This window comes from Pseudochelatococcus contaminans (assembly GCF_014195635.1).
In the GTDB taxonomy this organism is placed as follows: domain Bacteria; phylum Pseudomonadota; class Alphaproteobacteria; order Rhizobiales; family Beijerinckiaceae; genus Pseudochelatococcus; species Pseudochelatococcus contaminans.
In genome coordinates, this window is sequence record NZ_JACICC010000003.1 from 161,507 (window position 1) to 179,755 (window position 18,249).

At 63.7% G+C, this 18,249-nt stretch carries 15 protein-coding genes; 3 read left to right on the forward strand and 12 right to left on the reverse strand.

The window, feature by feature from the left end; genetic code table 11:
* Positions 1–9 precede the first annotated feature (9 nt).
* Positions 10–1,137, forward strand: coding sequence for an acyl-CoA dehydrogenase family protein (locus FHS81_RS07285; protein ID WP_183751461.1), 1,128 nt, complete (start codon positions 10–12; stop codon positions 1,135–1,137).
* Positions 1,138–1,148: 11 nt separating this feature from the next.
* Positions 1,149–2,291: a CaiB/BaiF CoA transferase family protein gene (locus tag FHS81_RS07290; protein ID WP_183751462.1), complete on the forward strand. Its 1,143-nt coding sequence runs from the start codon at positions 1,149–1,151 to the stop codon at positions 2,289–2,291.
* A gap of 52 nt (positions 2,292–2,343) precedes the next feature.
* Here the strand turns inward: FHS81_RS07290 and FHS81_RS07295 are convergent, their stop codons facing one another.
* From FHS81_RS07295 to FHS81_RS07330, 8 genes are all read right to left on the reverse strand, one after another.
* Positions 2,344–3,588, reverse strand: a complete 1,245-nt coding sequence (locus tag FHS81_RS07295; protein WP_183751463.1) for a phenylacetate--CoA ligase family protein — start codon at positions 3,586–3,588, stop codon at positions 2,344–2,346.
* Positions 3,589–3,783: 195 nt separating this feature from the next.
* Positions 3,784–4,629, reverse strand: coding sequence for an ABC transporter ATP-binding protein (locus tag FHS81_RS07300; RefSeq protein ID WP_183751464.1), 846 nt, complete (start codon positions 4,627–4,629; stop codon positions 3,784–3,786).
* Positions 4,630–4,688: 59 nt separating this feature from the next.
* Complete coding sequence (locus FHS81_RS07305) at positions 4,689–6,017, reverse strand: ABC transporter substrate-binding protein (protein ID WP_183751465.1); 1,329 nt, start codon at positions 6,015–6,017, stop codon at positions 4,689–4,691.
* Positions 6,018–6,072: 55 nt separating this feature from the next.
* The gene (locus tag FHS81_RS07310; RefSeq protein WP_183751466.1) at positions 6,073–7,149 is read right to left on the reverse strand and encodes a branched-chain amino acid ABC transporter permease; all 1,077 of its coding nucleotides are present in this window, start codon (positions 7,147–7,149) and stop codon (positions 6,073–6,075) included.
* A gap of 13 nt (positions 7,150–7,162) precedes the next feature.
* Complete coding sequence (locus FHS81_RS07315) at positions 7,163–8,119, reverse strand: branched-chain amino acid ABC transporter permease (protein ID WP_183751467.1); 957 nt, start codon at positions 8,117–8,119, stop codon at positions 7,163–7,165.
* 10 nt (positions 8,120–8,129) lie between these two features.
* Complete coding sequence (locus tag FHS81_RS07320) at positions 8,130–8,951, reverse strand: ABC transporter ATP-binding protein (RefSeq protein WP_183751468.1); 822 nt, start codon at positions 8,949–8,951, stop codon at positions 8,130–8,132.
* A gap of 47 nt (positions 8,952–8,998) precedes the next feature.
* Entirely contained in the window at positions 8,999–10,966 is a 1,968-nt protein-coding gene (locus FHS81_RS07325) for an AMP-dependent synthetase/ligase (protein WP_183751469.1), read from the reverse strand.
* A 199-nt stretch (positions 10,967–11,165) separates the two neighbouring features.
* Positions 11,166–11,840, reverse strand: a complete 675-nt coding sequence (locus FHS81_RS07330) for a Crp/Fnr family transcriptional regulator (protein WP_183751470.1) — start codon at positions 11,838–11,840, stop codon at positions 11,166–11,168.
* Between the two features lie 201 nt (positions 11,841–12,041).
* Between FHS81_RS07330 and FHS81_RS07335 the strand changes: the two genes are divergently transcribed.
* Entirely contained in the window at positions 12,042–12,572 is a 531-nt protein-coding gene (locus FHS81_RS07335) for an isochorismatase family protein (protein ID WP_183751471.1), read from the forward strand.
* Here FHS81_RS07335 and FHS81_RS07340 read toward each other — a convergent pair whose 3' ends face one another.
* Genes FHS81_RS07340 through FHS81_RS07355 form a run of 4 tightly spaced genes read right to left on the reverse strand, consistent with a single transcriptional unit; the run spans position 12,573 to position 18,211 of the window.
* A complete protein-coding gene (locus tag FHS81_RS07340; protein ID WP_183751472.1) occupies positions 12,573–14,588 on the reverse strand; it encodes an acetyl/propionyl/methylcrotonyl-CoA carboxylase subunit alpha in 2,016 nt (671 codons plus the stop codon).
* A gap of 10 nt (positions 14,589–14,598) precedes the next feature.
* Positions 14,599–15,390, reverse strand: coding sequence for an enoyl-CoA hydratase/isomerase family protein (locus FHS81_RS07345; protein WP_183751473.1), 792 nt, complete (start codon positions 15,388–15,390; stop codon positions 14,599–14,601).
* Positions 15,391–15,401: 11 nt separating this feature from the next.
* Complete coding sequence (locus FHS81_RS07350; RefSeq protein WP_183751475.1) at positions 15,402–17,024, reverse strand: carboxyl transferase domain-containing protein; 1,623 nt, start codon at positions 17,022–17,024, stop codon at positions 15,402–15,404.
* Between the two features lie 8 nt (positions 17,025–17,032).
* Positions 17,033–18,211 (reverse strand): isovaleryl-CoA dehydrogenase, encoded by a 1,179-nt coding sequence (locus tag FHS81_RS07355; protein ID WP_183751477.1) that lies wholly within the window; start codon positions 18,209–18,211, stop codon positions 17,033–17,035.
* Between the last annotated feature and the right edge of the window lie 38 nt (positions 18,212–18,249).

Genomic DNA, 18,249 nt, shown 5'->3' on the forward strand with positions numbered 1-18,249 from the left:
GAGGAAACAATGATCCTGACAGAAGATCAGGTCGCCATTCAGGAAGCCGCCCGCGCATTTGCGCAGGAGCGGCTCCGGCCCTTCGCCGAGGAATGGGATCGCAAACACGAGTTTCCCCACGACGCCGTTCGCGAGCTGGGGGAACTGGGCTTCCTCGGCATGCTGCTGCCGGAGGAATACGGCGGCTCCGACACCGGGCAGGTGGCCTATGCGCTGGCGGTGGAAGAAATTGCTGCCGGCTGCGGGCCGATCTCCACCATCATGAGCGTGCACTCATCGGTGGGTTGCATGCCGATCTACCGCTATGGCACGGAGGAGCAGAAGCGCCGCTTCCTGCCGGCGCTCGCCACTGGCGAGGCCATCGGCGGCTTCGCGCTGACGGAACCGCAGGCAGGCTCCGACGCCAGCGGGCTCAAGACGCGCGCGGTGAAGGACGGCGATCATTATGTGCTCAATGGCTCCAAGCAGTTCATCACCTCCGGCAAGAACGGCAAGACCATCATCGTCTTCGCGGTGACGAACCCGGAGGCCGGCAAGAAAGGCATCAGCGCCTTCATCGTGCCCACTGACACCCCCGGCTATGAGGTGGTGCGCGTGGAGCTGAAACTCGGTCAACACCCCTCCGACACCTGCCAGCTTGCCTTCAACGACATGCGCATCCACGAGAGTCTGTTGCTGGGGCAGGAAGGGCAGGGTCTCGCCATCGCGCTGTCGAACCTTGAAGGCGGGCGCATCGGCATCGCTGCGCAGGCAGTTGGCATGGCGCGCGCGGCCTTCGAGGCGGCGCGGGATTATGCGCGCGAACGCAGCCAGTTTGGCAAGCCGATCATCGAGCATCAGGCGGTGGCGTTCCGCCTGTCCGATATGGCAACGCGGATCGAGGCGGCGCGGCAGCTCGTGCTGCACGCTGCATCGCTGAAGGAAGCCGGGCAGCCGTGCCTGCGGCAGGCTAGCCAGGCTAAGCTGTTCGCATCCGAAATCGCGGAAAAGGTCTGCTCCGACGCCATCCAGATCCACGGTGGCTACGGCTATCTGGCGGATTTTCCGGTGGAGCGTATTTATCGTGACGTACGCGTCTGCCAGATTTATGAAGGCACCAGCGACGTGCAACGTCTCGTTATTGCCCGGGATCTTTAGGAGGATACAGGATGAGCGGACCTTTAGCCGGGGTAAAGATCGTGGAAATGGTCGGCCTCGGGCCGGGGCCGTTCGCCGCGATGATGCTCGCCGATCTGGGTGCGGACATCGTCCGCATCCATCCGAAAAATGCCAGGCAGCTGCTGGCGTTTCTTAACGGGCCGCATGACCTGCTGGCGCGCGGACGTCCTTCCATCGCTATCGACGCCAAGTCCGAGGCGGGGAAGGCCGCGTTGCTGGATATCATCGGCGCGGCGGATGTGCTGATCGAAGGTTTCCGCCCCGGCGTGATGGAGCGCCTTGGGCTGGGGCCGGATGTTGCGCTGGCAAAAAATCCGCGCCTCGTCTATGGCCGCATGACCGGCTGGGGGCAGACCGGCCGTCTGGCGAAGACGGCGGGGCATGACATCAATTATCTGTCCGTCACAGGGGCGCTCAACGCCATCGGCACGAGAGGCGGAGCGCCGGCCATCCCGCTCAATCTCATTGCGGATCTGGGCGGCGGTGGCATGCTGCTGGCGCTTGGTATCGTCAGCGCATTGCTGGAAGCGCGTCAGTCCGGCAAAGGGCAGGTCGTGGATGCGGCCATGGTGGATGGCGTCGCGTCCTTGTCGGCGATGATCCTCGGCATGCGTCAGGCCGGGCTTTGGAATGGCGGGCGCGGCGAAAACCAGCTCGACGGCGGCGCGCATTATTATGGCGTCTACGAATGCTCTGACGGCAAATGGCTCGCCGTGGGGGCCATCGAGCCGCATTTCTACAAGGCGTTTCTGGAGCGGGCGGAGCTGCCGTTCGAGGAATTTGCCGAGCAGGAGAATGAGGCGCTGTGGCCCGTGTATCGCGAAAAGATCGCTGCTCGCATCCGCCAGAAGACGCGTGACGAATGGGCGGCCATCTATGAAGGCACCGATTGCTGCGTGACGCCTGTTCTGGATTGGGAAGAGGCGGCGGATTATCCGCATTACCGCGACAGGGCGACGTTCGTCGAGGTGGAGGGCGTCACACAGCCCGCCCCCGCGCCGCGTTTCAGCCGCACGCCGGGCGAGATCGGCGGCCCGCCCCGGCCGCCGGGTGAGGATGCGTCCACCGTTCTTGCCGGCTGGGGGCTGGATGCGGCGACGATTGCCAGATTGAGCGAATCCGGCGGAATCTAAAATACTATGCCGGCGAATCTTTCGGCTTTCCGAGAGATTCGCCGGCTTGTTATCACGTATAGATGCGTTCGTCGGCGATGACCTTGCCGTCGTTGGGCAGTTCACCGACACCGACGATTTCGGCGGTTCCGCGAACCTTGGTGATTTCGTGCAGCGTGGCAGCGAGCGCGGTTATCAGCGCTTTGGCATCGGCTGAGTTTGAGATGGGCGATTCTGCCAGCAGCATCATCTGGTCCGCTTCCCCATCGCGCGTAACGACAAGGCGCAGTTTGCCGAGGCCGGGATGGGCGCGGCCGATTTCCGCGATTTGTTCCGGGCGCACGAACATGCCCTTGATCTTGGTCGTCTGGTCGGCGCGGCCAAGCCAGCCTCGGATACGCTGATTGGTGCGTCCGCAGGGACTGGCGCCCGGCAGGATGGCGGAAAGGTCGCCGAGCGCAAGCCGGATGATCGGATGCAGCGGATCGAGCGCCGTTACCAGCACCTCGCCGATTTCGCCATCGGGCACGGGATCGCCGGTGCCGGGGCGGACGATTTCCACGATCAGCCCTTCGTTAACCACCAGCCCTTCGCGGGCCGGCGTCTCAAAAGCGACGACGCCGAGTTCCGCCGTGGCGTAAGCCTGATATGCCTCGACGCCGCGTTCGGCGATTTCCTTCTGCAACGAAGGCGGAAAGGCCGCGCCGGAGACGACTGCCTTCTTGATAGAGGATATGTCAGCGCCCTTATCGCGCGCGGTGTCGAGCAGGATCTTGAGAAAGTCCGGCGTGCCCGTGTACCCAGCGGGCCTATAGGCTTCGATGAGCTGCAGTTGCGCATCGGTATTGCCCGGCCCGGCGGGGATGACCGGGCAGTCGAGAGCGTTCGCGCCTGAATCGAAAATGAAGCCGCCGGGCGTCAGGTGATAGGAAAAGGTGTTGAGCACGATCTCACCGGCGCGAAAGCCTGCCGCATGCAGCGCCCGGGCCGAGCGCCATGCATCACGCCCGTTGACCTCGGGCTCGAAGATCGGTCCGGGCGAGGCGAACAGCCGGCTATAGATCGGCGAAGGCGGGGCCAGAAGGCCGCCGAAAGGCAGGCTCGCGGCGTGCAGGGCGGGCAGGTCGGATTTGCGTAACACCGGCAAGCGGGCAAGGGCGGCCCTGTCGCGAACGGCTTCGGAATCGATATCCTTCAGTCGCTCCGCCCAGGCGGGCAATTCCCGCGCGGCGTCCAGCACTGCCGGGAGAGCGGCGAAAAGCTCGGCCTCCCGCGCAGCAGGATCGCGTGTCTCGATCTGATGATTAAAGGCGGTCATGCCGTTTCTCCGGTTTCTTGAAACTGTTTCCAGCAATCGGGTCGACAGGGTTATAAAGCGTCCGGCAGTGCGCTCCGGTGAGGCAGGTAGTGCGGTATCCCGAGAACCGGAGCGCAGTGGACTTCTGTCCATGAGCACCGGAAGCGCAGAACGTCCCGCCAAATGACCGCCGGAGTAGCGCCAGCGATCGACCCATCAGGAGAGCCACCGTTTGCGGCGCTTATAACTCTTCACCTCGCGGAAGGACTTCCGCTCCGCACCGCCGACGCCGAGATAAAACTCCTTCACGTCCTCGTTTTCGCGCAAGGAAGAGGCCTCGCCATCCATCACGATGCGGCCCGTCTCCATGATGTAGCCATAGGTGGCGTAGCGCAGGGCGATGTTGGTGTTCTGCTCCGCGAGCAGGAAGGACACGCCCTCCTTGGTGTTGAGATCGCGCACGATTTCGAAGATTTCCTCCACCACCTGCGGCGCCAGCCCCATGGATGGCTCATCGAGCAGGATCATGGACGGCTTCGACATCATGGCGCGGCCGATGGCGCACATCTGCTGCTCACCGCCGGACGTGTAGCCGGCTTGCGAGCTTTTGCGCTGGCGTAGACGCGGGAAATAGTTGTAGACCTTCTCCAGATCGCGCTTCACCGCGCCCCAGCCGTCACGACGGGTGAATGCGCCGGTGAGCAGATTTTCCTCGATGGACAGGTGGCCGAAACAGTGCCGCCCTTCCATCACCTGAATGCAGCCGCGCCGGACAAGTTCGTTGGGCGACAGCCGGTCGATCCGCTCGCCATTGAACTCGATGCTGCCCTTCGTCACCTCGCCGCGCTCCGCGTGCAGCAGGTTGGAAATGGCCTTGAGCGTGGTGGTTTTGCCGGCGCCGTTGGCCCCGAGCACGGCCACGATGCCGCCCTTCGGCACGGTGAGGGACACGCCCTTGAGCACGAGGATGACGTGGTCGTAAATGACCTCGATATTGTTCACCGACAGGATGACGTCGGCGGCCTGCTCCGGCGCGGGAGTGCTGACGGGATTGAGGCTCATTGAAAATCCTCCGTGAGCCCTCTCCCGTGCGGAGGGAGAGGGCGCTGTCGATGCGATTGTCAGGCGGGGGAGTCGCAGGCTTCCGTGCGCTTCGGCCAGCCGGAGTTTTTCTCGGCGTACTCTTTCGCCGCGGATTCCAGCAAGGGCTTGACACGGTCGCGCAGCGGGTCGATCGGATCCGTGATGCGCACCCACTTGTCGCCGTCCCACTCCTGCACGAAGGTTGCCTTGTGGCCATTATGGTCTTTGCAGGTGAGCTTCAGCGGCTCGGCGAAGCCTTCGAGGCCGAGTTCCTTCAGGCGCTCGGGGGTAAGGTCGATGCTTTCCAGCCCGCGGCGCACATCCTCGCCGTCCACCACCTTCTTGCCGGTGATCTTCTGGGCGTTGGCGATGGCCTCCGCGATCAGCAGCGAGTTATAGAGGCCGCGATTGTAAAGCACCTCGCCGACCTTGGCCTTGTCCGTCTTGCTCTTGCCGGCGTCGACGACATGCTTGCGGATGTCTTCGATGGCTGGGAAGTCCGCGCCCACCGCATGCCAGTTGAGGGCCTTGATGCCCTTGGCTTGCGGGCCGGCGGAGCGAACGTCATCCTCGCCCGGCCACCAGATGGAGATGAGCTTGTCGCGCGGATAGTTGATCTTGACGGCTTCCTTGATGGCCGTGGGGTTGAGCGCGCCCCAGCCGAACAACACCACGTAATCCGGCTTGTCGCGGCGGATGCTGAGCCACTGCGACGACTGGTTCTGCATGTTGTCGGCGGGCACCGGATAGAGCTTCAGGTCGAAGCCGATTTCCTTCGACAGTGATTCCAGCAGTGGAATGGGCTCCTTGCCGAAGCCGGCATCCAGATAGACGTAGCCGATCTTCTTGTCCTTGAGGTTCTCAAGGCCGCCTTCCTGCTCGCCGATGTAGTTGAGAATGCTGGACATGCCGTCCCAGTAGGTATTCGGCGGGTTGAAGATCCACGGGAAGGTCTCGCCATCGGCCGAGGCGGAGAGGCCGTAGGCCATGGAGAGCACCGGCACCTTGTCCACGCTGGCGCGGGGAATCAGCGACAGCGTGGTGCCGGTGGACCACGGATTGACGATGACCGGCTTCTTGGCTTTCACGGCCTCGTAGCACTCGACACCTTTCTTGGCGTCATAGCTGGTTTCGCATTCCTCGATGCGCAGCCGCACGCCGCCGATGCCGCCGTCGCGCTCGTTGAGCATGGCGAGATAATCGTGCAGCCCGTTGGCGATCGGAATGCCGGAGCCGGAGAACGGCCCGGTGCGGTAGGTGAACAGCGGCACGTAGATCTCGTCCTGGGCCTGCGCGCGTTCGATGGCGAAAATCGATGCCGAGGCGATCACGGCCGAAAGGGCAATGGCCTGATATGTCTTGAACATGTCTCTCTCCCGGTGAGTGGGGCCTTTCCGGCTCCCGTTCTTGGCTTCGGTCCCGTCAGTAGGGGAACGGCCATGTCCTGAGCTTCTGCTTCGCCGTCTGCCACAGGCGGGCAAGGCCGTGGGGTTCGACGATCAGGAAGAAGATGATGAGCGCGCCGATGACCATGTGGTTGACGTGCTCCACGGTGGCGGGGCTGACGGAAAAGCCGAGGCTTTCCGGCAGGTAGCGCAGCACGATGGGCAGGATGTAGATGAACGCTGCTCCCATGAACGAGCCGATCAGGCTGCCAAGGCCACCGATGATGACCATGAACAGGATCAGGAACGATATGTGGATGGAGAACACGTCCGGCTCCGCCGATCCCAGATAGAGGAACACCATCAACGCGCCTGCGACGCCGGCGTAGAACGACGAGACGGCGAAGGACAGCAGCTTCGTTTGCAGCAGCTTGATGCCCATGAGTTCGGCGGCGATGTCCATGTCGCGCACGGCCATCCACATGCGGCCGATGCGGCCATGCACGAGGTGGGCGGCGGCCAGCGTCATCACTGTCACGATGGAGAGCACCACGAGGTAGCGCACTTCCGGCAGGGCGTTGGGGCCGGTGATGGCGAAGCCGAACAGCGTGCGGGTGGGCACCTCGATGGCGCCGGAGACGTTGTTGTTCGTCAGCCACGGAATGCGCACGAAGCACCATTGCAGGAAGAACTGCGCCGCCAACGTGGTCACGGCCAGATAAAAGCCCTTGATGCGCAGGCTGGGCAGGCCGAAGAAAACGCCTACCGCCGCCGAGAAAAACCCGGAAATGAGGATCCAGACGATGATGTTGACACCCGGAAACGCGGTGGTGAGCTTGTAACAGGCGAAAGCGCCCACACCCATGAAGCCGGCGGTGCCGAGCGACAGCAGCCCGGTGTAGCCGGTGAGCAGGTTAAGCCCGACGGTGGCCAGCGCATAGACGAGGAACGGGATCATCACCGCGCTGATGAAGAAGCTGTTGCCGAAGAGCGGCACGGCAATGAAGGCGATGGCGATGATGACGGCGACGCCGATCTTGTCCTGAAGGATCGGGAAGATCGCCATGTCATCGGCGTAGTTGGTCTTGAACTGACCGGCCTCACGGTAAAACATGGATCGGTTTCCTTCAGATACGTTCGATGATCTTGTCGCCGAACAGGCCCTGCGGCCGGAACAGCAGGAAGACGAGCGCGATGAAATAGGCCAGCCAGCTTTCGATGCCGCCGCCGACCAGCGGTCCCCAGTAGAACTCGCCCAGCTTCTCGCCTACGCCGATGATGAGGCCACCGACGATAGCGCCCGGCACCGACGTAAAACCGCCGAGGATAAGCACCGGCAGCGCTTTCAGGCCGACGATCTGGAGCGCGAACGACACGTCCGAGCGCGCGCCCCACATGATGCCCGTGGTCAGCGCCACGACGCCGGCCGTGAACCACACGATCACCCAGATCTGGTTGAGCGAGATCCCGACGGACAGCGCGGCCTTGTGGCTGTCCGCCACCGCGCGCAACGCCCGGCCGATGCGCGTCTTCTGGAAGAACACGGCAAGCCCGGCCACCATGATCGAGGCGATCAGCGCTGCGGCGATGTCGAGCTTCTGCAACGAGACGAAGCCGCCGAGAAGCTCGAAATCCACCGAGCCGGTGGGCAGGTACAGCTCCTGCGTGATCATGGATTTGGGGTTGCCGCCGAACACCAGTTCGCCAAGCCCGATCAGGAAATACGTCAGGCCGAAGGTGGCCATGAACAGGATGATGTCCGGCTGGTTCACCAGCGGGCGCAGCATCACCCGTTCCACGCCCACGGCCAGGACGTACATGACGCCCACCGTCAGCACGAGGGCAAGCAGGGCGGGCACGCCGATCTCGAACAGGCCCACCAGCGTCAGCGCCGCGAACACCACCATGATGCCCTGCGCGAAGTTGAACACGCCGGACGCCTTGAAGATCAGCACGAAGCCAAGCGCGATCAGCGCATAGAGCACGCCGGACACCAGTCCTTCCCACAAGGTCTGGATGAGGAGGTCCGGCGCGTCGACCATCTGCACGAAGGGGTCGATGAAGATGCTGTACAGGATGTCCATGGGGGCTTCCTCAGTGCGCCACGCCGAGATAGGCGTCGATGACCTTCTGGTTGTTCTTGACCTCGTCGGGCGAGCCGTCCGCGATCTTGCGGCCGTATTCCAGCACGACGATGCGGTCGGACAGGTCCATGACGACGCCGATGTCGTGCTCGATCAGCGCGATGGTGGTGCCGAACTGGTTGTTGACGTCGAGGATGAAGCGGCACATATCCTCTTTCTCCTCAAGGTTCATGCCGGCCATGGGCTCATCGAGCAGCAGCAGTTCCGGCTCCATGGCCAGCGCACGGCCAAGCTCGACGCGTTTTTGCAGGCCATAGGGCAGGCGGCCGACCGGCGTCTTGCGGATGGCCTCGATTTCGAGGAAGTCGATGATCTCCTCGACGAACCTGCGGTGCTCGATTTCCTCGCGCAGGGCGGGGCCGTGGCGCAGCAGCTGCCAGAAGAAGCCGGAATGCATCTTCAGCGTGCGCCCGGTCATGATGTTGTCGAGCGTGGACATGCCCTTGAACAGCGCCACATTCTGAAAAGTGCGGGCGATGCCCTGCGCCGCCGCTACCGAAGGGCGCATGCGGGCGCGCGTCTTGCCGCGAAACGTGATGCGTCCTTCCTGAGGGTTGTAGAACCCGTTGATGACGTTGAGCATCGATGTCTTGCCCGCGCCGTTCGGCCCGATGATGGCGCGGATCTCGCCCTTGCGGATGTCGAACGACACGTCCGTAATGGCCTTGACGCCGCCGAACCGCAGCGAGACGTTTTCGACGCCGAGCAGGACATCGCCTTTATGCTGGTTGCTGCCGCGCGCGATGCCTGGCGCGCCTCCCGTGCTGCCCATGTGCGGCGCTCCCGTGATATGCGTTATTCTCATGATGCCCCCCCCCCTCACGCGGCTTGTTGCACGGCCGCCACCGGGGCCACGGCTGCGTCGCGGATCTGGACGCGGGCGGAGATGGAGCCCTTGCGCCCGTCCTCGAAGGTCACTTCGGTCGTGATGTCTTCTTCCGTCTTGCCGGAATAGAGCGCATCGATCAGCGGCTGGTAGCGCTCGGCAATGAAGGAACGCCGCACTTTCTGCGTGCGGGTCAGCTCGCCGTCGTCGGCGTCCAGTTCCTTGTGCAGGATCAGGAAGCGATGCACCTGCGCGCCGGCCATCAGCGGCTCCTGCGCCAGTGAGCGGTTCACGTCCTCGACGTTTTTCTGCAACATCTGGTAGACGCGCGGATGCCCGGCCAGTTCCTGATAGGACGCATAGGAAACGTTGTTGCGCTCCGCCCAGTTGCCGACCGCCGTCAGGTCGATATTGAGGAAGCAGGTGACGAAATCGCGCCCGTCGCCGAACACCACCGCTTCCTTGATATTGTGGAAGAACTTGAGCTTGTTCTCCACATACTTGGGCGGAAACAGCGAACCGTCCGCCAGCTTGCCGACATCCTTGGCGCGGTCGATGATCTTCAGATGGCCGTCCGGCTCGAAGAACCCGGCGTCGCCCGTTTTGACGAAACCGTCCTCGGTCAGCGTTTCGGCGGTCTTGTCGGCATCCCTGTAGTACTCGCGGAACTGGCCGGGCGAGCGGAACTGCACCTCGCCGTTGTCCGCGATGCGGATTTCGACATTGGGCGTCGGCGGGCCGACCGTGTCGGCGCGGATCTGCCCGTCCGGCTGGGCGGTGACATAGAGGAAAGCTTCTGTCTGGCCGTAGAGTTGCTTGAGGTTGAGGCCCAGCGAGCGATAGAATGAAAACAGATCCGGCCCAATGGCCTCGCCCGCCGTGTAGGCGGTGCGGATGCGGGTGAAGCCGAGCACGTTCTTGAGCGGCCCGTAGATCAGCACCTCGCCAAGCCCATAAAGCAGCCGCCCGCCAATCGGCACGGACTGGCCGTTGAGCAGCTTTTCGCCATATCGTTTGGCCACGCCGATGAAATGGTGGAACAGCTTGCGCTTCAGCGGCCCGGCATCCTCCATGCGGATCATCACCCGCGTCAGCAGCGCCTCGAACACACGCGGCGGGGCGAAGTAGAAGGTGGGGCCGATCTCGCGCAGATCCTGCTCTGCCGTTTCGGGCGATTCCGGGCAAGCCATGCAAAAGCCCGCCACCAGCCCTTGTGCATAGTTGAGGTAATGATCGCCCACCCACGCTAACGGCAGATAGGCCAGCACCTCGTCGCGCTCGGTCAGCTTGTCGAATGTCACGGTGTCGGTGGCGGCGTCGATGCAACCCTTGGCGGTGAGCACGACGCCCTTGGAGCGCCCCGTCGTGCCGGAGGTGTAGAGGATGATCGATACATCCGCCCCCGTGCCCTGTTCGATGCTCTCATCGATGCGGTCGCGCATGGCGTTTTCGGTGAGCGCGTCGCGGCCGATGGCGATGATTTCGTCGATGGCATGCAGCCGCTCGTGATCGTAATCACGCAACCCGCGCGGCTCGTCGTAGAAGAGGTGAGCGAGGTGAGGCAGCCGGTCCGACACCGACAGCAGCTTGTCGACCTGCTCCTGATCCTGCACGGCGGCGTATTTCACCTCCGCGTTGGCGAGCACATAAGCCAGTTCGTCCGCGACCGCATCGGCATAGACCGGCACCGGAACCGCGCCCAGCACCTGCGCCGCCATCACCGACCAATAGAGCTTGGGCCGGTTGGTGCCGACGATGGCGATGGCATCGCCGCGCCGCACGCCGATTCCCGATAGTCCCGCCGCATAGGCGCGCACGATCTCGTAGCTTTCGGCCCAGGTCCATGTTTGCCAGATGCCGTAGTCCTTGTGGCGGATCGCGGGCCGCGTTCCACGCACGGCTGCATTGTGAGCAAGGAGCTTCGGAAAGGTGTCAGGACGTGCGGAAGCACTCGTCGTCATGACGATAACCCTCCTGTAAAGCCTTGAAAAGGCTGAATGACGTTTCCCCGGAGCCCGTGACGGAAACGTCCGGGCTCTCTTGTGATGATGCAGAATTGCGCGAATTAGTTTTTTCTGCAACCGTCTGCTTGACAGACAGAACAAGGTCTTTCAATATATGTTTGCAGCGCTGTCGGCTTTGCTCATTCAGGCGATTGTCTTACGCGCCATAGGATGCCAGACCGGGAAGATCACGCACCCCGATTCCGGTGCGGTCCACCTGCACAAGCCCTTCTTCCTCCAGTTCTTTCAGTGCCTTGCCGGCGATCTGCCGGGAGAGGCCGCACAGCAGCGCCAGTTCCTCCTGACTGATATCGAGGAAGCGTCCGACGCCGGGATACAGCACCGGATTGAACAACCAGCCCAATGCGCGCGCCACCCGTGGACGTGCCTCGAACATACGGTCGCTGCCAACAGTGGCAATGAATTGCCCCAATCGTTCGTTGAGTTGATGCACGAGAAAGCGATTGAAGCCCACGGAGTTCTCGAAAAGCCAATGGAACGTTGCTTTCTGCATCAGTACGACACGCGAATCGCGCAGGGCGACGATGTCGTACTGGCGGATTTCATCTTTCAGCACCGATCCTTCCCCCACCCAGCCGGATTGCGGGACGCCGGTGAATGTCACGGCCTTGCCATGGGTCGAAACGGTGCCGACCTTGATGATGCCGCGCGCCACGCCGCACCAGTAATTCATCCGGTCGCCTTGATGGCAGATGTAATCGCCTCTGGAAAAATGCTTTTCCACGATACCCCGCGCCGCGCGCTCCCGCTCGGCGGCCGTCAGCTCATGCGACCACGGCGCGATCTGGGATAGATAATCTGCTGTTATCAAAGACTGTCCTGCCCCGTTGCCTGTTCACGGCGTTTCCATCCCGCATCGGCCGATCATCTTTGATGTATCAACCAATTGCCATTTTTATTGATATTCTTGTGGCGGCATTATTCTATGACGTCTATTTTTGCTCAAGTCATTCATTGGTTCAATGGACTGACGCTTTATATTTGAGAAGTATCAAGTACGGGAGGAAACGACATGCTCGATGCGAACCGCTCTACCTTGCTGCTGGTCGACTTCCAGCATCGCCTTGCCCCGGTTATCGACGGCGCCCAGCGCTCTGTCGAGCGGGCGGTTCTACTGGCCAAGGTGGCGGGGCTTGTGGGTGTGCCCGTGATCGCCACCGAGCAAATCCCCGAAAAGCTCGGGCCGACCGCGCCGGAGCTGCAACCCTTTGCCGGGGATGCCATCTCCAAGCACACCTTCAATGCCGCCGGGGAGTCTGATCTGCCGCAGGCGCTGGACCGTGCGCGCGGGCAGGTGGTTGTCACTGGTTGGGAGGCGCATGTCTGCGTGTTGCAAACCGTGCTCGGGCTTGCCGGGCTTGGCTTCAAACCCATTGTCGTTGCCGACGCCATTGGCTCACGCGATCCCTTCAACAAGGACATCGCACTGCGGCGGCTGGCCCATCACGATATCGAGATCGTGACCAGCGAGATGGTGGCTTTCGAGTGGATGCGCGACGCCAACCACCCGGCTTTTCGCGAGGTGATCCGGCTGATCAAGTGATCAGCCGGCTTCCGGCAATGGTTCGAGGCGCAGCAGTTCTGCACCCTCGCCGAGCTGGTCTCCGATGGCGTAGAGCAGTTCCGCCACCGTGCCGTCGACGGGGGCTTTGATGGTGTGCTCCATCTTCATGGCTTCCATCACCGCCAGCGGCTGCCCCTTCGCCACCGTGTCGCCGGCATCGACGAGGAAGGCGACCACCTTGCCCGGCATGGGCGCGGTGAGACGTCCGGCCTCGGCCTCGCTGTCACCCGCATGCGCCAGCGGGTCGATCAGCCGAACCGCGGCGCTGCCGTCGGCGGTGAACACCGAAAACACCTCGCCTGTGCGGTAGGTGCATGCGTGCAGCCGCCGCCCGTCCACCGTGATGTCGCCGGGGCCGGCAAGGGTCAGGTCATGTGCGCTGCTAGCAACGTTCAGCCGCACCTGCCGGTCATCGACGGCGGTGAAGGCCACCGTCTCGCGTGTGTCCCCGTGCTCGAGCACGATCCGCCGCGTCACCGGCCCGCCGATGCGCCAGCCGTTGCGCCGGGACCATGGATCGGCATCGGCTAGAGCGCGTTCCGCCTGCAGAATGTTGGCGACGACAGCCGCCGCCGTCAGCACGAACGGCAGCCCTTCGGTGTGGAACAGCGCGCCGTGCTCGCGTTGGATCAGCGCCGTGTCGAGATCTGCCGTCGCAAACGAGCGGCTGGTGGTGACGTGCCGCAGGAAGGCGACATTCGTGGCCACACCGACGATATGCGTTTGCGCCAGAGCGGCGTCGAGACGCGCCAATGCTTCCTCGCGGGTCGCGCCGTGGACAATCAGCTTGGCGATCATCGGGTCATAGAAGGGCGAAATCTCGTCGCCCTCGCGCACGCCCGAATCAATGCGCACGCCATCGCTCGCCGGGGTGAAGGCCGCGTGCCCCGGCAGACGGAACACGTCGAGATGGCCGGTGGCGGGCAGGAAATCATTGTCCGGGTTCTCGGCGCAGATGCGGGCTTCGATGGCGTGGCCGCGCATCGACAATTCATGCTGGGCCAGCGGTAGCGGCTCGCCGGCGGCGATGCGGATCTGCCATTCCACCAGATCGAGCCCGGTGATGGCCTCCGTCACCGGATGCTCAACCTGCAAACGGGTGTTCATCTCCATGAAATAGAAGGCGAGATCGCCATCAGGCCTCGGCTCGGCGATGAACTCCACCGTTCCCGCGCCGACATAGCCCACCGCCCGCGCCGCCGCGATGGCAGCTTCGCCCATTTCCTGCCGGCGTGCTTCACTGAGGCCGGGTGCGGGCGCTTCTTCCAGCACCTTCTGATGGCGGCGCTGCACCGAGCAGTCGCGTTCGAACAGGTAGACGTAATTTCCAAGGCTGTCGCCGAACACCTGGATTTCGATGTGGCGCGGCCGCTGCACATAACGCTCTATCAGCACGGCGGCGCTGCCGAAGCTGTTGATGGCCTCGCGCTGGCAGGAAGCGAGGTTGTCGGCGAACCCCCCCGGCTGTTCGACGATGCGCATGCCCTTGCCGCCGCCCCCGGCGCTGGCCTTGATCATCAGCGGATAGCCGATGCGCTCTGCTTCTGCGGCAAGCAGGGCTGAATCCTGATCCGCGCCATGATAGCCCGGCACCAGCGGCACTCCCGCCGCTTCCATGAGACGCTTCGATTCCGCCTTCAGGCCCATCGCCTCGATGGCCTCGGCAGGCGGGCCGATGAAGATCAGTCCGGCGTCAGTGCAGGCGCGGGCAAAGTCGGCGTTTTCACTGAGAAAGCCATAGCCGGGATGCACGGCGTCCGCGCCGGTGGCTTTGGCGGCGGCGATGATCTTGTCCCATCGCAGATAGCTGTCGCGCGGAGCTGCGCCGCCGAGGGACACGGCCTCGTCGCAGGCCGCGACGAATTGCGCCCCGGCGTCGACATCCGAATGCACGGCGACGGTGCGGATCGCCAGTTTCCTGGCGGTTGCGGCCACGCGGCAGGCGATTTCGCCCCGGTTGGCGATGAGGATTTTTCGGATTCTCCTTTGGGTCATTGTTCCCCCATTAGCCGTTTCTTGCGATCAACCATGACGGCTTCGTCTTGTTGAGGAAGGATTGCACGCCCTCGCGGCCTTCGTCCGAAGCGCGGATATCGGCGATGCGGCGCGCCGTATCCGCCACCAGCGCGTCGTCGATGGCGCGTCCGCCCACATCCCGGAGCAGGCGTTTGCCTTCAGCCAGCGCAGCGGGCGATGCATCGAGGAACGCGCTGATGTAGCGCGCCACCGCGGCGTCGAGCGCATCGCCGTCCACGGCCTCGTGGACAAAGCCCGTTTGCACGGCGGTTTCGGCGGAAAACACTTCCGCCGTCAGGAAGAAGCGCTGTGCCGCCCGCGCGCCGAGCGCGGCTATGACGTAGGGCGCGATGGTGGCGGGTATCAGGCCCAGCTTGACCTCGCTCAGGCAGAATCGGGCCGTGGCCGCCGCCACGGCGATGTCGCAGGCCGCCACCAGCCCCATGCCGCCAGCGAACACATCGCCCTGCACGCGGGCGATGACGGGCTTCGGCGTTTCGTGAATGGTGCGCAGCATGGTGGCGAGCGCTGTGGCATCCGCGAGGTTTTCGTCATGGGTGTAGTCGGCCATGCGCCGCATCCACGCCAGATCGGCCCCGGCGCAGAACGCCTTGCCCTCCGCCGCCAACACGATGACGCGTGTGTTGCGATCGTGGCCGAGCGTCCTGAATGTGTCGGTCAGCGTGCCGATCAGTGCGTCATCGAAGGCGTTGCGGACATCCGGGCGGTTCAGCGTGACGGTGGCGACGGGGCCGTTGTGTGCGATCAGCAGGTTGCTCATGTCGGTGTCTCTCACATGCGGAACACGCCGAACCGCGGTTCGGGGATGGGCGCGTTAAGGCTGGCTGAAAGGCCCAGCGCCAGCACGCGGCGGGTGTCGGCGGGGTCGATGATGCCGTCGTCCCACAGCCGCGCGGTGGCGTAATAGGGATGGCCCTGATGCTCGTATTGCTCGCGGATCGGCGCGCGAAACGCGGCTTCCTCCTCGGCGCTCCAGGTGCTGCCCCGTGCCTCGATGCCGTCACGGCGAACGGTTGCGAGCACGGACGCCGCCTGTTCCCCGCCCATCACGGAGATGCGCGCGTTGGGCCACATCCACAGAAAGCGCGGCGAATAGGCCCGCCCGCACATGCCGTAATTACCCGCGCCGAATGAGCCGCCGATGATGACGGTGAACTTCGGCACGTTGGCGCAGGCAACCGCCGTGACCATCTTGGCCCCATGGCGGGCGATGCCCTCGTTCTCGTATTTCTGGCCGACCATGAAGCCGGTGATATTCTGCAAAAACACCAGCGGAATGCGCCGCTGGCAACACAGCTCGATGAAATGCGCGCCTTTGGCCGCGCTCTCCGAAAACAAAATGCCGTTGTTGGCGACGATGCCCACGGGCAGCCCTTCGATGTGCGCAAAACCCGTTACCAGCGTGGGGCCGAACCGGGCCTTGAACTCATCGAACTCGGAAGCGTCCACGATGCGGGCGATGATTTCGCGCACGTCGAACGGCTTGCGCGTGTCGGTGGGGATGATGCCGCCGATCTCGCGAGGGTCGTATTTCGGCGGGCGCGGCGCAATGATGTCGAGCGGGCTTTCCTTTTGCCGGTTGAGGTTCGCCACCGCCCGCCGCGCCAGCGCCAGCGCGTGGGTGTCGTCGTTGGCCAGATGATCCGCAACACCGGAAAGCCGTGTGTGGACATCGCCGCCGCCCAGCGCCTCGGCGCTCACCACCTCGCCGGTGGCGGCCTTCACCAGCGGCGGCCCGGCGAGGAAGATCGTGCCCTGATTTTTCACGATGATGGTTTCGTCGCTCATGGCCGGCACATAGGCCCCGCCCGCCGTGCACGACCCCATGACCACGGCGATCTGCGCGATGCCTTCAGCGCTCATGTTGGCCTGATTGTAGAAGATGCGGCCGAAGTGGTCGCGGTCGGGAAACACCTCATCCTGATTGGGCAGGTTCGCGCCGCCCGAATCGACCAGATAGACGCACGGCAGTTTGTTCTGCTGGGCGATTTCCTGCGCCCGCAGGTGTTTCTTCACCGTCAGCGGAAAGTAGGTGCCGCCCTTCACCGTGGCGTCGTTGCAGACGATGACGCATTCGCGGCCTGCGATGCGGCCGATACCGGCAATGACGCCTGCCGCCGGTGCGGAGTCGCTGCCATCCTTCTCCTTGTAGACCTCAAAGGCCGCCATGGGTGCGATTTCGAGAAACGGCGTGCCGGGGTCGAGCAGCAGCTCCACCCGCTCGCGCGGCAACAGCTTGCCGCGCGCCACATGCCTCTCTCGCGCTGCCTCGCCGCCGCCCTGCGCCACCTGCGCCAGCCGCTGGCGCAGGTCGTGGACAAGCGCCCGCATGGCATCCGCATTGGCCTGAAAATCCGCGCTGCGCGGGCTGATCCTGCTGTCGATCGTCGCCATGGCCAGCCTCAGGCGGTTTCGTTGAAGAGTTCGCGGCCGATCAGCATGCGCCGGATTTCCGACGTGCCGGCCCCGATCTCGTAGAGCTTGGCGTCACGCCACAGCCGCTCGACCGGGAAGTCCTTCGTATAGCCGACGCCGCCCAGCGTCTGGATGGCCTCACCGGCGATCCATGTCGCCTTTTCCGCCGCGTAGAGGATGACCCCGGCGGCGTCCTTGCGCAGTTGGCGCGCATGGCCGCCCCGGTCGCATGCCTTGCCGACGGCATAGACATAAGCGCGCGTCGCCTGCCAGGTGGTGTAGATGTCCGCCACCTTGCCCTGCATAAGCTGAAATTCGCCGATGCTCTGGCCGAACTGCCTGCGCTCGTGGATGTAGGGCACCACCGCATCCACGCTTGCGGCCATCAGGCCAAGGGGGCCGCCGGAGAGGACGGCGCGTTCGTAATCCAGCCCGGACATCAGCACCCGCACGCCGTTGCCGACGCCGCCGAGCACGTTGTCCTCCGGCACCTCGACATTATCGAAGAACAGCGGATAGGTGTTGGAGCCGCGCATGCCGAGCTTGTCGAGCTTCGCCCCGGCGGAAAAGCCTGCGAACCCCTTCTCCACGATGAAGGCCGTGATGCCTTTGGCCCCGGCGTCGGAATCTGTGCGGGCGTAGATTACCAGCGTATCGGCATCGCCGCCGTTGGTGATCCACATCTTGGAGCCGTTGAGGATGAAGCGGTCGCCCTTTTTCTCCGCGCGCAGTTTCAGGCTGACGACGTCCGAACCTGCGCCTGGCTCGCTCATGGCGAGGGCGCCGACATGCTCGCCCGAGATCAGTTTCGGCAGGTATTTGCGCTTCTGCGTCTCGGTGCCGTTGCGGTGGATCTGGTTCACGCACAGGTTGGAGTGCGCCCCGTAGGACAGCCCCACCGAACCCGATGCGCGCGACACCTCTTCCATGGCGACGATATGGGCGAGGTAGCCGAGGTTCGCGCCGCCGTATTCTTCGCTGACGGTGAGACCGTGCAGCCCAAGCTCCCCCAGCTTGCGCCACAGATGCGCGGGGAACAGGTTGTCCCGGTCCACCTCTGCGGCGACGGGCGCGATTTCCTTCGTCGCGAAAGCCTGAACCGCCTCGCGCAGGGACTCGACGTCCTCGCCGAGATCGAAATCGAGTCCCAGCCCGTGAAAAGCCATTGTTTCCCTCCCGTTTATTATCGTTGGCGCCGGATTGT

Excerpts from the sequence above, each read along its gene's own strand:
- FHS81_RS07285 (WP_183751461.1), top strand. The coding sequence starts at position 10 with ATGATCCTGACAGAAGATCAGGTCGCCATTCAGGAAGCCGCCCGCGCA.
- FHS81_RS07290 (WP_183751462.1), top strand. The coding sequence starts at position 1,149 with ATGAGCGGACCTTTAGCCGGGGTAAAGATCGTGGAAATGGTCGGCCTC.
- FHS81_RS07295 (WP_183751463.1), bottom strand. The coding sequence starts at position 3,588 with ATGACCGCCTTTAATCATCAGATCGAGACACGCGATCCTGCTGCGCGG.
- FHS81_RS07300 (WP_183751464.1), bottom strand. The coding sequence starts at position 4,629 with ATGAGCCTCAATCCCGTCAGCACTCCCGCGCCGGAGCAGGCCGCCGAC.
- FHS81_RS07305 (WP_183751465.1), bottom strand. The coding sequence starts at position 6,017 with ATGTTCAAGACATATCAGGCCATTGCCCTTTCGGCCGTGATCGCCTCG.
- FHS81_RS07310 (WP_183751466.1), bottom strand. The coding sequence starts at position 7,149 with ATGTTTTACCGTGAGGCCGGTCAGTTCAAGACCAACTACGCCGATGAC.
- FHS81_RS07315 (WP_183751467.1), bottom strand. The coding sequence starts at position 8,119 with ATGGACATCCTGTACAGCATCTTCATCGACCCCTTCGTGCAGATGGTC.
- FHS81_RS07320 (WP_183751468.1), bottom strand. The coding sequence starts at position 8,951 with ATGGGCAGCACGGGAGGCGCGCCAGGCATCGCGCGCGGCAGCAACCAG.
- FHS81_RS07325 (WP_183751469.1), bottom strand. The coding sequence starts at position 10,966 with ATGACGACGAGTGCTTCCGCACGTCCTGACACCTTTCCGAAGCTCCTT.
- FHS81_RS07335 (WP_183751471.1), top strand. The coding sequence starts at position 12,042 with ATGCTCGATGCGAACCGCTCTACCTTGCTGCTGGTCGACTTCCAGCAT.
- FHS81_RS07340 (WP_183751472.1), bottom strand. The coding sequence starts at position 14,588 with ATGACCCAAAGGAGAATCCGAAAAATCCTCATCGCCAACCGGGGCGAA.
- FHS81_RS07345 (WP_183751473.1), bottom strand. The coding sequence starts at position 15,390 with ATGAGCAACCTGCTGATCGCACACAACGGCCCCGTCGCCACCGTCACG.
- FHS81_RS07350 (WP_183751475.1), bottom strand. The coding sequence starts at position 17,024 with ATGGCGACGATCGACAGCAGGATCAGCCCGCGCAGCGCGGATTTTCAG.
- FHS81_RS07355 (WP_183751477.1), bottom strand. The coding sequence starts at position 18,211 with ATGGCTTTTCACGGGCTGGGACTCGATTTCGATCTCGGCGAGGACGTC.